The 15,790-nt window shown below is 46.6% G+C and carries 11 protein-coding genes; 7 read left to right on the forward strand and 4 right to left on the reverse strand.

Translation table 11 applies throughout. From position 1 onward, the window contains the following. Window positions 1-3: 3 nt before the first annotated feature. Window positions 4-489, reverse strand: a complete 486-nt coding sequence (locus tag ABIX36_RS10080; RefSeq protein ID WP_348082041.1) for an ester cyclase — start codon at window positions 487-489, stop codon at window positions 4-6. A gap of 80 nt (window positions 490-569) precedes the next feature. After that, complete coding sequence (locus ABIX36_RS10085; RefSeq protein ID WP_348082042.1) at window positions 570-1,085, reverse strand: GNAT family protein; 516 nt, start codon at window positions 1,083-1,085, stop codon at window positions 570-572. Between the two features lie 72 nt (window positions 1,086-1,157). On the opposite strand from ABIX36_RS10085, the gene ABIX36_RS10090 reads away from it, so the two are divergent. From ABIX36_RS10090 to infB, 5 genes are all read left to right on the forward strand, one after another. Beyond that, the gene (locus ABIX36_RS10090; RefSeq protein ID WP_348082043.1) at window positions 1,158-3,530 is read left to right on the forward strand and encodes a prolyl oligopeptidase family serine peptidase; all 2,373 of its coding nucleotides are present in this window, start codon (window positions 1,158-1,160) and stop codon (window positions 3,528-3,530) included. A 109-nt stretch (window positions 3,531-3,639) separates the two neighbouring features. Then, the gene (locus ABIX36_RS10095) at window positions 3,640-4,083 is read left to right on the forward strand and encodes a hypothetical protein (protein WP_348082044.1); all 444 of its coding nucleotides are present in this window, start codon (window positions 3,640-3,642) and stop codon (window positions 4,081-4,083) included. 114 nt (window positions 4,084-4,197) lie between these two features. Next, a complete protein-coding gene (gene rimP, locus ABIX36_RS10100) occupies window positions 4,198-4,662 on the forward strand; it encodes a ribosome assembly cofactor RimP (protein WP_348082045.1) in 465 nt (154 codons plus the stop codon). Window positions 4,663-4,666: 4 nt separating this feature from the next. After that, entirely contained in the window at window positions 4,667-5,902 is a 1,236-nt protein-coding gene (gene nusA / locus ABIX36_RS10105; protein ID WP_348082046.1) for a transcription termination factor NusA, read from the forward strand. 61 nt (window positions 5,903-5,963) lie between these two features. Continuing rightward, entirely contained in the window at window positions 5,964-8,996 is a 3,033-nt protein-coding gene (infB, locus tag ABIX36_RS10110; RefSeq protein ID WP_348082047.1) for a translation initiation factor IF-2, read from the forward strand. 125 nt (window positions 8,997-9,121) lie between these two features. Here the strand turns inward: infB and ABIX36_RS10115 are convergent, their stop codons facing one another. After that, window positions 9,122-10,651, reverse strand: a complete 1,530-nt coding sequence (locus ABIX36_RS10115; protein WP_348082048.1) for a serine hydrolase — start codon at window positions 10,649-10,651, stop codon at window positions 9,122-9,124. 109 nt (window positions 10,652-10,760) lie between these two features. Between ABIX36_RS10115 and ABIX36_RS10120 the strand changes: the two genes are divergently transcribed. After that, window positions 10,761-12,980 carry a S9 family peptidase gene (locus ABIX36_RS10120; protein ID WP_348082049.1) on the forward strand — a complete coding sequence of 740 codons (2,220 nt, stop codon included), beginning with the start codon at window positions 10,761-10,763 and terminating at the stop codon, window positions 12,978-12,980. A 91-nt stretch (window positions 12,981-13,071) separates the two neighbouring features. Here the strand turns inward: ABIX36_RS10120 and ABIX36_RS10125 are convergent, their stop codons facing one another. Further along, a complete protein-coding gene (locus ABIX36_RS10125) occupies window positions 13,072-13,980 on the reverse strand; it encodes a hypothetical protein (RefSeq protein WP_348082050.1) in 909 nt (302 codons plus the stop codon). Window positions 13,981-14,236: 256 nt separating this feature from the next. On the opposite strand from ABIX36_RS10125, the gene ABIX36_RS10130 reads away from it, so the two are divergent. Further along, window positions 14,237-15,790, forward strand: coding sequence for a family 10 glycosylhydrolase (locus ABIX36_RS10130; RefSeq protein ID WP_348082051.1), 1,554 nt, complete (start codon window positions 14,237-14,239; stop codon window positions 15,788-15,790).

Here is a 15,790-nt window from a genome sequence, read left to right on the forward strand (position 1 = left end):
AATTTAAAACATCGGGTGCGCATTGGCCGATTTTTCGGGCACATCCTGTATTACATCCCAGTGCTCGGCTATCTTGCCGTTTTCTATCCTGAAGATATCGATAACAGAACTCACTTTATCGCCCATTTTGCTTTTAAGGTGGATATAAACAAAATTGCCATCTGCCGCCAGGTGCTGTATATCTATTTTAGTTTTTGGTGCGCCCTTAAACCACAGGGTTGCGCCCTGCCTTAAAGCCTCCCTGCCATCGGGCAGCGCCGGGTTATGCTGAATATAATTTTCCGCTAAATACTTATCCAACGCGCCAATATTTTTATCGCCAAAAAACTCCTGGTAGAACTCTGCTACCATCTTTTTATTAAGAGATAATTGTGTTGCCGCTTTGCTTAGCGAATCTGCAGTTGCCTTTTCCGCTTCGGCGGCCTTATTATTGCAGGAAATGATGGCAGCTGAAGCTAATATCAACAGGGCAGGGATGATTTTTTTCATGGTTAAATATAGTAAAGAAATAAAGAAAATTGTTTCCTGGTAATCGGGGCCGCAGGGAGAGGGCGGGGCTCAATCCAATGTTATTCCCTGTACGCAATATAAATATGTTCATCCAGTACCTCGCCCCGTTTAAAAACCACGTTTTTTAATATCCCCTGTTTAACGTAGCCTGCTTTTTCCAGCACGCGCATGGATGCCGGGTTGCTGCCGAAAACACCTGCCTGTAAGCAAATAATATCAAACGTAGCAAAGGCATATTGCGTAACCAGTCGCGCGGCTTCACTCATAATTCCACGCCCCCAGTATTCCTCGCCAAGCCAGTAGCCAAACAAGGGCGACCGGCTGAACACATCGTCGCGGAGAGTGATGCCAATAGTGCCGGCGAACGTGCCATCTACATCTATTACAAAAGTTGTCGGCGGGCTTTGGTTAATGTTTATGCCGATGAAAAATTCGGCATCTGCTAAACTGTATGGAGATGGAAAGCGGTCGTACAAGTTAATGCCAATTTTAGGGTTATCAGCAAGGCGCTGCAACTCGCCGGCGTCGCTTTCGCGCCAGTTTCGTAAAGTAAATCCTGTGCCTTTTATTTCCATTTGTAACAATCCAATCGTTAAAAATAGTAATATTACTTAAACTGCTAAATTGCGGCGGCTAAGCTATATTTCATGAAGAAACTCTTTACCTCCCTACTGTTATTTGTATTTGCAGGCGCATCGGCACAAAAGCTGGAGACCCTCAGCATCGAAAAGATCATGCGCGACCCAAAATGGATGGGCGTATCGCCCTCCAACATCCGTTGGAGCGACGACAGTAAGAAAATCTATTTTAATTGGAACCCCAAAAGCGAGAAGCGCGACGGGCTTTTTTCCATCACCCCAACCAACCTGAAACCACAGGAAGTTGCCACCGATGAACAACGCGAAATGGCACCCGAAAACGGTAGCTGGAACAAGAAACGCACGCTGAAAGCCTTTGAGCGTAATGGGGATATCTTTTTGTCGGATCTTAGATCGGGTTCGATTACCCAACTCACCAGCACCAACGAGCGCGAAGCCATTCCCACTTTTACTGCGGATGAAAGCGCCATCCTGTTTTCCAAAGAGAACAACCTGTATAAACTCAGCCTCGCCAAAGGGCAGTTGATACAGTTGACCAATTTTGTAAAAACAGCAAGTAATCCCGCCAAAAAGAATACCGATAACCAGCAGGAAAAATATCTTAAAAAACAGCAGCTGGAATTGTTCGACATTATTAAAGTGGAGGATAAAGACCGCAAGCTGGATAGCATTGAACGGAAGGAAATGCAACCCTCAAAATTAAAGGAGATAGTTTACGGCGATAAGCGCGTAAATAGCGTACAACTAAGTCCCGATGGCCGGTATATTACCTACCGCCTGATACAGCCCGCCGAGGGCGCGAAGAACGCCATAGTACCCAACTATGTAACCGGATCGGGTTTTACGGAGGATATTCCGAACCGTACCAAGGTGGGTGCGCCGCAATCGTCCTCGGTTAGTTATGTGTTTGATCTAAAACGCGACTCGGTTTACGCCATCTCTACCAAAGAGATTCCCGGCATAAAAGACTTGCCCGACTATTTAAAAGATTACCCCAAACTACTCGAAGACCGCAAAAAAGCCAATGCCGACCGCAAAGTGGATATCGGCGTACCGGTTTGGAGCGAGAACAGCAAATACGCGGTGGTGGTAGTAGAATCGCAGGATAATAAGGACCGCTGGATAATGAAACTGGATGCAGCTTCGGGTAAATTAACCCTGTTAGATCGCCAGCGCGATGAAGCATGGATAGGCGGCCCGGGTACGGGCGGTTTCTTCGCCAATGGCAGCCTTGGCTTTACCGACAATACTCATTTTTATTACCAAAGCGAGGCCAGCGGCTACTCGCATCTTTACCTGTTGGATATGATAAGCGGTGAGAAGAAACAGCTCACCAGCGGCAAATGGGAAGTACAAACCTTAAAACTCTCCAACGATAAAAAAACCTTCTATTTTACAGCCAACATCGAGCATCCGGGGATCACTCATTTTTATAAGATCCCGGTAACCGGTGGTACTCCCGTAAAGCTCACCAGCATGAAGGGCGGTAACGAAATAGACCTTTCGCCGGATGAAAAATGGCTGGCCATCCGTTACTCTTATTCTAACAAACCCTGGGAACTTTATGTGCAGCCGAATAAACCGGGCGCAAAAGCCGTACAGGTTACCAGCTCTACCACCTCAGAATTTAATTCCTACGCCTGGAAGGAACCGGAAGTGATCAGCTTTAAAAACCGCTATGGCAGCGATATTTATGCCCGCGTTTATCAACCCAAAACACCCGACCCGGCAAAGCCAGCGGTAGTATTTGTACACGGCGCGGGCTACCTGCAAAACGTGCATTACTGGTGGAGCAGCTATTTCCGCGAGTATATGTTCAACAATATGCTGGCAGATAATGGCTACACCGTGATAGATATCGATTACACCGCCAGCTCGGGCTACGGGCGCGATATGCGTACCGGCATTTACCGCCACATGGGCGGCAAGGATTTGACCGACCAGGTAGACGGTGTGAAATATTTAGTTGATAAATATGGCATCAACCCTAAGCATGTGGGCTTATACGGCGGCTCGTATGGCGGTTTTATTACTCTTATGGCGCTGTTCACCCAACCGGATGTGTTTGCATCGGGTGGTGCCATCCGGTCGGTTACCGATTGGGCGCATTATAACCATGGCTACACCTCCAATATTTTAAACGAGCCTTTTGAGGATGATATCGCTTACCGCCAAAGTTCGCCCATTTACTTTGCCAACGGGCTTAAAGGCAAACTACTGATGCTGCATGGCATGGTAGACCAAAACGTAAACTATCAGGACATTATCCGCCTTAGTCAAAAACTAATAGAACTACACAAAGAGAACTGGGAGCTGGCATCCTACCCCGTAGAAGACCACGGCTTTGTACAACCCAGCAGCTGGACGGATGAATATAAACGGATTTATAAATTTTTTGAGGAGACGCTGAAGGGGAAGTAACTCTTGAATTAAGTAAGATGCCCCATCGGGGGCTACCGCTTTGTAGAAAACACAACCCAATTTCCTTTACGACGTAGGTGTAACCCTGTATTAATTAATTTTATAAACTATGCACAAAACTTTCCGATTAATCGCTTTTTTAGGGTGCATAGGACTCTTTTTTTTGCTCTCTTGTACGCAATCCGCAAAACAACCCAACACCATCACCATAGCCTTAACCAATAATAAAACTTCGCTGCGGTTTAACGGGCTCGACCCGGGTGTGATTGGCGAGGTTAGCCGCGATACTATTGGCAAAGGCTGGCAGGGGCTGGTACCCGTTTACCGCATGCCTGCAGATACCGACATGAAAAACTATCAAACCGAGCAGCCTGGCAAATACCGGGTTGTGGATAGCGCTGTTGTTTTTACGCCCGATACACCATTTGCCGCTAATCAAACCTACTTTGTGCGCTGGTACCGTTTTGAGAGCGGTAAAAAAGCTTCGGACTACCTACGTGGCAGCAGGCGACCGGGGCAAACACAATTTACCGATTTGATTTTTAAGCAATAAGCGTTTGAAATAAAAAATATTTTGTACATTTGTATCCGAATTAAAAAAGAGGGGGCTTTAGTCCCCTCTTTTATTTTATCGATCAAATTATCATTCAGATAAACCGACCCGATAATGAATATTGAAAAAAGAGTAACAGAGCTGGTTGAAGAGAAAATTGCCGATATGCCAAACTTGTTTTTGGTGGATGTTAAAATGCATTCGAACGGTAAATTAATAGTGTTGGTAGATGGGGATAACGGCATTGGTATAGCCGACTGCGCCGCGATAAGCAGGCATGTAGGTTTCCACCTGGAGGAAGAGAATGTGATAGAAGAGGCCTATAATTTGGAGGTTTCGTCGCCGGGGATTGATACCCCGCTCACCTTGCCAAGGCAGTATGCCAAAAACCTGGGCCGCACACTGGAAATAAAAATGGAAGGCGGCACAAAGCGCGAAGGTAAATTGCTTAGCGTTGGCGAGGGTACCATTACCATAGAAGAAACAATAAAAGAAAAAGGGAAAAAGGCTGAAACTGTTGAAAGCACTATCCCTACAGATAACATAACAGAGACAAAAGTTTTAATATCATTCAAGTAAGAAAATGAGCAATATTAATTTAATTGATTCTTTTCAGGAATTTAAAGATTTCAAGAACATCGATCGCCCAACCATGATGAGCGTACTGGAAGACGTTTTCAGAAGCATGATCAGGAAAAAATACGGTACCGATGAGAACTGCGACGTTATCGTGAATACCGATAATGGTGACTTAGAGATCTGGCGCACACGTGTGGTTGTGGAAGATGGTTTTAGCGAAGATGACGACCTGGAGGTTGAACTGATCGAGGCTAAAGCATTTGATGCCGAACTGGAAATTGGTGATGAGCAGATTGAGCAGATCACTTTGGAAAGCTTTGGCCGCCGCGCTATTTTAGCAGCTCGCCAAACACTTGTTTCAAAAATTCTGGAGCTGGAGAAAGACGAGATCTTCAAAAAATATAAAGACCGCGTTGGCGAAATTGTTACCGGCGAGGTTTACCAGGTTTGGAAAAAAGAAACTTTGGTATTGGATGATGAAGGCAACGAGCTTTTATTACCAAAAACGGAGCAGATCCCGGCAGATTACTTTAAGAAAGGTGATAGCGTAAGAGCCATCATCAGTAAGGTAGATATGCTGAACAGCAACCCTAAGATCATCATCTCGCGCACAGCGCCTGAGTTTTTACAGCGTTTGTTTGAGATGGAAGTACCGGAAATTTTTGACGGCTTGATCACCATCAAAAAGATCGTTCGCGAGCCGGGCGAAAGGGCTAAAGTTGCGGTAGAAAGTTACGATGACCGTATCGATCCGGTTGGTGCCTGCGTAGGTATGAAAGGATCACGTATCCACGGTATCGTTCGCGAGCTGAAAAATGAGAACATCGATGTTATTAACTATACCAATAACATCCAATTATACATACAGCGTGCATTATCGCCTGCCAAGATCACTTCTATTAAGTTAGATGATGAGAAAAAAACAGCGGCAGTTTACTTAAAGCCCGATCAGGTATCGTTAGCTATCGGTCGTGGTGGCCATAACATTAAACTGGCCGGTAAATTAACCGGTTACGAAATTGATGTTTACCGCGAGGCGGACGAGCATGATGAGGATGTGGATATCGAAGAATTCTCAGATGAAATTGATAGCTGGATACTGGACGAATTTAAGCGTATTGGCTTAGATACGGCGAAATCAGTATTGGCGCTTTCTGTTGGCGAATTGGTAAAACGTACCGATTTGGAAGAAGAAACAGTTAAAGAAGTTTTATCAATTCTGCAGGCCGAGTTTGAATAAACAGAATAAGCAAAATTAAAATCGTATTTTTGCGATAATTAGAGCAGAGAAATAATAATAAATGTCAGAAGACAAATCTATAAAATTAATAAAAGCAGTAAAAGAACTGAACATCGGTATGGGTACCCTTGTCGATTTCTTAGCTACTAAAGGCCACAAGGTTGATAAGCATCCAATGGCCAAGCTGGATAACGATATGTACACTACCTTGTTAAAGGAGTTTGCTGTTGATAAAATTATTAAGGAAGAGGCCAAGCAAATAAGTATTGGTAAGATCAGGAAAGAAGAGCCGGGACAGGCTCCTGAAAAACCTGTGGAAACCCGTCGTTCGAGAGATTTCGAGAACGAAGAGATTCTTATCAAAAACACTGGTCATTTTTCTTCAGCACCGGCCGAGAAGCCGAAACCAGCTGAACCGGCACAGCCGAAGGTGGAAGACCGCAGTAACTCCGGCTTGCCTGGTGTTACCGTTGTGGGTAAAATAGACTTGAACAACCTGGGTGCAAAACCGGCGGAAGCGCCAAAAGCACCGGAGCCTGTTAAAGAAGTTGCCCCGGTTGCAGAAGCACCAAAGGTAGAAGCGCCAAAAGCGCCCGAGCCCGTTAAAGAAGTAGCAGCCCCTGTGGCCGAAGCGCCAAAAGCGCCGGAACCAGTTAAAGAGGTTGTTGCCCCGGTTGCAGAAGCGCCAAAGGTAGAAACGCCAAAAGCACCAGAGCCCGTTAAAGAGGTTGTTGTTGCCCCGGTTGCAGAAACTCCTGCACCAGTAGCGCCAGCGCCTGTTGTAGCAGAAGCACCGATTGCACCAGTAGCAGCAGAGGAAGGCGACGACGTTATCCGTGCGAGCGCGGAACGCCTTAGCGGACCAAAAATTATTGGTAAGATACAACTGCCGGTTAGCAATACGCCTAAGCGTGGCGGCCCGGTTGCATCATCATCAAATGCTGCAGGCAACGCGGCAGACCACAAACGCAAACGTAAACGTAAAGACGCGCAAGGTGGCACCGGCCAGGGTGGCAATAGCACTGGGCAGCAGGCACCGCCAAGCGGCCCTATCAATCCAAACCGTCCCGATTTCAGGAACAGGCCGAGCGGCCCTCCGGGAGGCGGCGCAGGTAACAGGCCCGATTTTAGAGGCGGAGGCAGAAATTCACCACCAAGCACAGGCCCTAAAGAAGAACCAACAGAAAAAGATATACAAGACCAGATCAAAGCAACGCTTGCACGTTTAAGCGGAGCGGGTAAATCGGGTAAGTTTGCACAGCGTGCTAAATTCCGCCGTCAAAAGCGTGATGATGTTGCTGCAACCGCCGAAGAACTGGCAATGGAGCAGGATGCGCAATCCAAAGTAATAAAGGTTACCGAGTTTGTTACGGCAAACGAGTTGGCTTTGATGATGGACGTATCGGTTACGCAAATTATCTCCACTTGTATGAGTTTGGGTATGTTTGTATCCATCAACCAGCGTTTGGATGCCGAAACTTTAAGCATTGTTGCTGATGAGTTTGGTTTCCAGGTAGAGTTTGTAAAACCACAGGACGAAGAGGCGAATTTAGATACGCCCGATAATCCGGATCAGTTGATACCGCGTGCACCAATTGTGACCATTATGGGACACGTTGACCACGGTAAAACATCATTGCTCGATTTTATCCGCAAAACCAACGTTATTGGCGGTGAGGCAGGGGGTATAACCCAGCACATCGGCGCTTACGAAGTAACCTTGCCGGATGATAAAAAGATCACCTTCCTGGATACACCGGGCCACGAGGCGTTTACCGCCATGCGTGCCAGGGGTGCACAGGTAACAGATATTGTTATTATTGTAATTGCTGCTGATGATAGCGTGATGCCGCAAACCCGCGAGGCCATAAACCACGCGCAGGCTGCAGGTGCACCAATCATCTTCGCTTTCAACAAAATTGACAGGCCTGGCGCTAACGCGGATAAAGTGCGTGAGCAACTATCTGCAATGAACATATTGGTAGAAGAGTGGGGTGGTAAATACCAAACCCAGGAGATCTCTGCCAAAACAGGCTTAAATATTGAGTTACTGTTAGAGAAAGTATTGCTTGAAGCAGAATTGCTTGAGCTTACCGCTAACCCTAACAAACGTGCCGTTGGTACGGTAATAGAATCTGCCCTGGATAAAGGCCGTGGTATTGTTACTACGGTATTGGTACAGGCAGGCCGCCTAAAAGTAGGCGACCCAATATTAGCAGGTTGCTACAGCGGCCGTGTTAAAGCATTAACCAACGAGCGTGGCCAACGCGTAGATTCGGCAGGCCCGTCTACACCGGTACAGGTGTTGGGTATGCAGGGCGCGCCAACAGCGGGCGACAAGTTCAACGCGCTGGAAAGCGAAGTGGAAGCACGTGAAATTGCCAACAAACGTTTACAATTACAACGCGAGCAGGGCTTACGTACGCAGAAACACATCACGCTTGATGAAATTGGCCGCCGTTTGGCAGTTGGTAACTTTAAGGAACTTAACATTATCGTTAAGGGTGACGTGGATGGTTCTATCGAGGCGTTGTCAGATTCGTTACTGAAACTTTCTACCGAGCAGATACAGGTTAACATCATATCTAAAGCGGTTGGTCAGATCTCAGAAAGCGATGTATTGCTGGCTTCGGCATCAGATGCGATCATCATCGGTTTCCAGGTACGTCCTTCGGGAGGTGCGCGTAAACTGGCTGAGGCAGAGCAGATCGATATCAGGTTATACTCTATCATCTACGATGCGATCAACGAGATCAAAGCAGCGATGGAAGGTATGCTTGCTCCAACCTTCGAAGAGAAGATTGTTGCTAACGTAGAGATCCGCGATGTGTTCAAGATCAGCAAGGTGGGTACCATTGCAGGTTGTATGGTACTGGATGGTAAAATTACCCGTAACAGCAAGATCCGCATCATCCGCGATGGCGTGGTAGTGCACACCGGCGAACTGGCCTCACTGAAACGTTTTAAAGACGATGTGAAAGAAGTTGCAACCGGTTACGAGTGCGGGTTGAACATCAACAACTACAACAATATTGAAGTAGGCGACATAGTAGAAGCATACGAAAACGTAGAAGTGAAGCGCAAGCTAACCTAAGCGAATTTTGTTTAGATAACAGAAAAGGACGGTTTTGCCGTCCTTTTTTTATTTTATGCACCTGTGTTAAATAAGTATGAGGCCGTTCGTACCGTCGAAATCTGGCGGACACATCCAATTAATCGCTAATCTACCTTCTTAAAATCATATGGGTTATACTCTATAAAATCGGCTACCTTAACCCTAACGCCGGTCACCTTATTGTTGGTTACATAAAACGGGAATACCGCCTTACCCAGGGTTGGGTCGCTAAAGGTTACGTAAAAGCGGTTGCCGCCCAGGGCCTGTAGTTTGGCGTACATTTTAGGATGGTGCTCAAAACGCATTTCCAATATGCCGTTCTCACCGGCCGTGATAGCCATGTTGCCGTAAAAGTCATTGGTGTATTTGCCGGTATAATCGTCAAGCGATAATTTGGGTCTTGGTGCCATGGCAATGGTATCGCGCAGCTTGCGGTCGGTTACCAATTGCCTGGCGGCGCCGGCTTTATATTGCGACAGGTAAACCTCGCTGTAATTGCGAAACTTCTGTTTAAAGTAGGCGTCCATTATTTCCCAGCGTAAGGCATCGTACAGTTCATTCTGATCGGTATTGGTGAGCACAATAATGCCCAATTTATCCTGCGGTACCAGCGTAACCGAGGTAAGGTAACCGTTCACCCCACCCGAATGCATAAAAATGCGATGGCCCGAGTAATCCTGTATTTGCCAGCCCAACCCGTATAATTCATAGTTGGTTTCGCCATTGAGGTGTTTTACGCTGCCAACAATATCCTGGGGCTGCCGGGTAGCCTGTATAGCGGTTGATGCGATAGCCTGGCGGTTGCCCACTTTGCCATCATTCAGCAAGGCCATTACCCATTTGCTCAGGTCATTTGCCGATGAACTGATGGAACCTGCCGGGGCCAGCCCATCTATATTGCAATATGGGATGGCGGTTAGCCGGTTATCAACCAGGGTATGCGGCACCGTGCGGTTAAGCGCCTTGGGCATATCGGCGCTAAGCGCGAGGGTATTGCCCATACCCAGTGGCGCAAAGATGCTTTCCTTTAAATAAACCTCCCAGGGCTTGCCTATCACCCTCGGGATAATTTCCCCCGCGGTTAAGAATGCCGCGTTGGTATAGCCCCAGGTAGTACGGAAGGGGTAGGTCGCTTTCATTTTACCCAGCCTGTCTATCACCTCGTAACGGGCGAGATTGGTATTATAAAAAGTAAAATCGCCCTGAAAGGTACGGAAGCCCAACCGATGGCAAAGCAGATCTTTTACAATGGTTAATTCGCCCGCGACCTTGTTATCCAGCTTAAATTCGGGGATATATTTGGTCACCTTTTCATCCAGCGAAAGCTTCTTATCGGCCTGCAGCATAGCCAGCGCGGTGGCAGTAAACGCCTTGGTGTTGCTGCCTATCATAAACAGGGTGTTCTCATCCACCTTGTTCATCAGCCCGAGTTCTTTAATGCCGTAGCCTTTCATCAAAACTATTTTGCCATCTTTTACAATGCAAACCGCAGCACCAGGGATTCTCCAATTGGTAAGCGCCCGGTTAATGTAGCTGTCCAGGCTATCCTTCAGGAATTTACTGCGGTCGGCATTTTGGGCCCGGGCAGTAACAAGGGCAAAAAAACTTAAAACAAGCAGAGAGATTTTTTTCATCCGTAGAGGTATTAATTTAAAGGCTTTAAAATGCTAATTTAACGCAAAATTTACCGGGGCGTTGTTTTGTTAACAAATATTGCCTGCAAACGTTTAATCTAATTCAGATATGAAAAATTACTGTTGGGGCTTGCCCTCACTGCTGTTTTTATCGCTGCTGATGGCCGGCCAAACGGCAGTAGCGCAAATCCCCTCCACCCATTGGGCAAACGATGGCTTCCAGTATTACAAAGCCCAGGGCGGCGAAGTGGTGGTGCTTGACACCCGCGATGCCAATAAGAAAACCGTGCTGCTGAGCAAAGATATGCTTACCGTGGCCGGGCAAAAACCAATTGCTGTACGCAACTTCTACCTATCGGCCGATGGCCAAAAGATATTGGTATACACCAATGCAAAAAAAGTATGGCGCTACCCCACCCGAGGCGATTATTGGGTGTACGATCTTACCGCCAAAAAACTAACCAAACTGGGCGAAAAATTCCCGGCATCTTCCTTAATGTTCGGTAAATTCTCGCCTGATGGCACTAAAGTTGGTTACGTAAGCGGGCACAATATTTATGTAGAGACATTAGCTGATGGCAGTGTAAAGCAATTAACCACCGACGGCACCACCAAGCTTATCAACGGTACCTTTGATTGGGTTTATGAGGAAGAGTTTTTCTGCCGCGATGGTTTCCGCTGGAGTCCGGATAGCAAAAAAATTGCTTACTGGCAAATAGACGCCAGCAACACCAAAAACTATTTGATGCTGAACACTACCGACTCCATTTACCCATTTGTAAAACCTGTAGAATACCCCATAGCCGGCGAAGCGCCTTCTCCCTTTAAGATCGGTGTGATCAGCGCGGATGGTGGCAGCACCAAATGGATGGATATCCCTACCGACCCGGTTTTGCAATCGTACGTGCCGCGTATGGAGTGGGCCGCCAATAGCAGCGAATTGATCATTGAACACATGAACCGCGCGCAAAACCATACCGAAGTAATGATGCTAAACGCAGCAACCGGTAAAGGCGACACCATTTACCAGGAAACCGACGCTGCCTGGATAGATATTTTGCCCGAGTGGGAGTCGCATTACTATTATGGTGGTTGGGACTGGTTTAACAATGGCAAGGAGTTTATGTGGGCCAGCGAGAAAGACGGATGGCGCCATTTGTATCGCATCAGCCGCGATGGCAAAAAAGAGAAACTGATCACCAAAGGGAATTATGATGTGATGCAGATAAACGCGATAGACGAAAAATCAGGCTATGTTTATTTTTCGGCTTCGCCGGATAACGCTACCCAGAAATATCTGTATCGTACTAAACTGGATGGCAGCGGAAAAGCTGAACGCTTAACGCCGGCTACCGAACCGGGCACGCATGAGTATGATGTATCACCAAATGGCAAGGCCGCTACTCACGCTTTTTCTAACTATTATACCGAGGGTGTAAACGAAGTGGTTTCGCTACCTGGGCATAAAACCTTTAGCGGTGACGAAAAAGTGGCTAAAGCCTTAACCGCATCGGCAGACGCAAAGTCGAAATCAAATGTGGAGTTCTTCAAAGTAACCTCAGAGGATGGTGTAACAATGGACGGATGGATGCAAAAGCCGGATAACTTCGATCCTGCCAAAAAATACCCTGTCGTACTTTATGTGTACGGCGAGCCATGGGGCCAAAACGTAAAGGATGAAAACGGCACCAGCTATAACTTTATGTACACCGGCGATATGGCTAAAGATGGCTACATCTATATGTCGATAGATAATCGCGGCACACCTGTTCCGAAGGGGCGTGAGTGGCGTAAATCCATTTACAAAGGCATTGGCACCCTTAACATCCGCGACCTCGCCATGGGCACTAAACAGCTGCTAAAAGAACGCAGCTACCTGGATACCTCCCGCGTAGCGGTATGGGGCTGGAGCGGTGGTGGTTCATCAACCCTAAACCTAATGTTCCAATACGGGGATATATTTAAAACAGGCATAGCGGTAGCCGCAGTAGGCAACCAGCTTACTTATGATAATATTTACCAGGAGCGCTATACCGGTGTACCTGTAGATGAAGCAAGCCGCGCAGCTTTTACAAAAGGCTCGCCAATAACCTACGCTAAAAACTTAAAAGGAAACTTGCTTTACGTACACGGTACCGGCGATGATAATGTACACTACACCAATGCCGAGCAGCTGATAAACGAGCTGGTGAAAAACAACCGGCAGTTTCAACTGATGCTGTATCCTAACCGTACGCACAGTATCTCCGCAGGTGCCGGGACAACCACGCACCTGCGCACTATGTATACTAACTATTTAAGAGAGCATTGCCCTCCGGGAGCAAGGTAAGATCCACGTCTCACCAACAACAAAGAGTAAAAACAAAAACGCCTGCTGCATTAATGCAACAGGCGTTTTTTATGCTAAACCAAATTGGTTTCTATTTCAAAGTGAACGAGCTTTTACCCATGGTATAACCATCGGCATACAAAATAACGGTGTAGGTGCCTTTTTGGAAAGGAGAGTACAACCAGTCAATAGTGTAACCGCTGCCGTCATCTTTAAAGTCGATAGCTGTTTTATAGGTGTATTGCAGGTCCTGTGCATCTGCGCTAAACGTACCGCTATCGGCGGGAGTGATCAGGTTTCCGGTCGGGTCTATAACACGAACGTAAACATCATGCAGGCCTTTCTCGGCAACTGTGTTGCTGGCTACGGTAAAGTTTATTTTTATTTTTTGGGCATTTTTGGCCTTTTTCTCTTCAACCTCTTTGCCACTGTTCTTTATTTTATAGGCCACAACATCCGCGCTGCCCACCTTAATAGCCGAGGCTTCTTTAACTTTAGCATCCAGTTCCTGGGTCTTTTTTTCAAGGGTGGTAGCTTTTTCGCTAACCGAAGCCAGATTGGTTTTTAAAGTATCGCGTTCAACAGTAAGGTTGGTGTTTTCTTTCTTAAGTTCTTCAAGGTCAGCGGTGTACTTGGTAACAAAATAACGTAGTTGTTTAATATCTTCCTGGGCATGCGACAATTCCGCAACTGTAAGTTTGCCTTTAGCCAATTCTTTCCTCAACACTTTGATCTTGGCCCTCAACGAATCGTTTTTGGCCTGCATTTCGGTGCTCATTTTTGCGCGGCCAAGGTTCACCTGCTCTATCTGTGCTTCAAGGCTATCCAATTCTGTTTGCAGGCGGGTCTTTTCATCATTCTGGTAAACTATCTTCGTGTCAGATTTATTCTTCTGCATGTATAGGTATACATCGGTGCCTAACAGAGCTACCACCACCGCTATCAAAAAATAAATGACATTCGAATTTTTCTTCTGCGATTGTCCGGATTGGTTTTCCATTGTGTTTCTTTTAAAGTTTAACTAAAGCTTAAACCAGCGTATAAGCCCTGGGTTTTACCATGGTTGTAAAATAAATATAGCGCTTTTTTTATTGCTAAGGTATAAAAATCTGTTTAACCACATAAAATTAACCAGCGGGTTAAAGTAAATTACAATAGAGTTAAAACACAAATTGCTGGTAATTATTATACATAATAATAAAACTGCTTACTGATGAGTTTATATCTTTGCAACTTTTAATAAAAACATCCGCTTAATGTATCTATATAAATACCTGTTTATTACCCTGCTTTCTACATTTATTGTTACCCAATCAATAGCACAAGCCGTTGTTGCTGAAGAGGCCACCAGACCTGAACCAAAATACGAATTTAGAGGGGTGTGGATAGCGACTGTGGTGAATTTAGACTGGCCCCAAAACGCGCGCGCCACTGCCGAAGTGCAAAAACGCGACCTTATTGCACAGCTAAACAGCCATCAGCAGACAGGCATAAATGCCATTATGTTCCAGGTGAGACCGGCGGCAGATGCTTTCTACGCCAAAAGCCGCGAGCCATGGTCTAAGTATCTTACCGGTAAACAAGGTGAAGCGCCCGACTACGACCCACTGGAATTTGCGGTAGACGAAGCGCACAAACGCAATATGGAACTGCACGCCTGGTTTAACCCGTACCGTGCCACCTTCGATAATAAATTCAGCGTACTGGCATCAGACCACATCACCCGCACCAAGCCCGAGTGGTTTTTTGTATACGAAGGGATAAAACTTTTTAACCCCGGGATCCCTGAAGTGCGCGAATACATTGTACAGGTGGTATTGGATGTGGTGAAGAATTATGATGTAGACGGCATCCACATGGATGATTACTTTTACCCCTACCCGGCAAGGGGCCAAACTATAAATGATGCGGATGCCTACGCCGAATACGGTGGCGATTTTGATAACGTAAAAGATTGGCGACGCGATAATGTGGATAAGCTGATACACATGCTTGCCGATAGCATCCACAAATACAAACCCACCATGAAGTTCGGGATCAGCCCCTTCGGCATCTGGGCCAATAGGAGCCAGCACCCGGATGGGTCTGAAACAAACGGCGGCTCATCTTACATCGAAAACTTTGCCGATACCCGCAAGTGGATGCAGGAAGGCTGGATAGATTATATCAACCCGCAGATCTACTGGCATATTGGCTATCGACTGGCCCCTTTTGAAAAACTGCTGAACTGGTGGAGCAACAATACTTATAACAGGCACCTGTATGTTGGCCAGGCTCCCTACCGTTTTTACGAACCGCGCAGCCCGGCCTATAAAAACCCATCAGAAATACCCAATCAATTAAGATTGATCCGCGCTAACCCGCGTGCGCAGGGGAGCGTATATTTCCGGTCGCAATCATTGGTAGGCAATGCCAATCACCTGGCCGATTCGCTTAAAGAGGATTTTTACCGGTACCCCGCCCTGCCGCCGCCAATGCTATGGTTAGATTCTGTCCCGCCAAACGCCCCGCAAAATTTTATTGGCAAAGCCGAGAAGAAAAGTATTTTGCTAAAATGGTCGATGCCGTTGCCGGCGAAAGATAACGAGCCGGTTTACGGGTATGTAGTTTACCGTTTCCAGGTGAATGAAAAGTTTGATCTGGGCGACCCGCGCAACATTCTGCATATTCAATACAATACCGAACCCGTTTACCTGGACACGAACGTGCAACCGGGCAAAACGTATTTTTATGTGGTAACCGCACTCGACAGGCTAAAGAACGAAAGCGAACGAACGCCAACCATAGCGGTTACGTTGCCTGCTTTATAG

This window comes from Mucilaginibacter sp. (genome assembly GCF_039925265.1).
In the GTDB taxonomy this organism is placed as follows: Bacteria; Bacteroidota; Bacteroidia; order Sphingobacteriales; family Sphingobacteriaceae; genus Mucilaginibacter.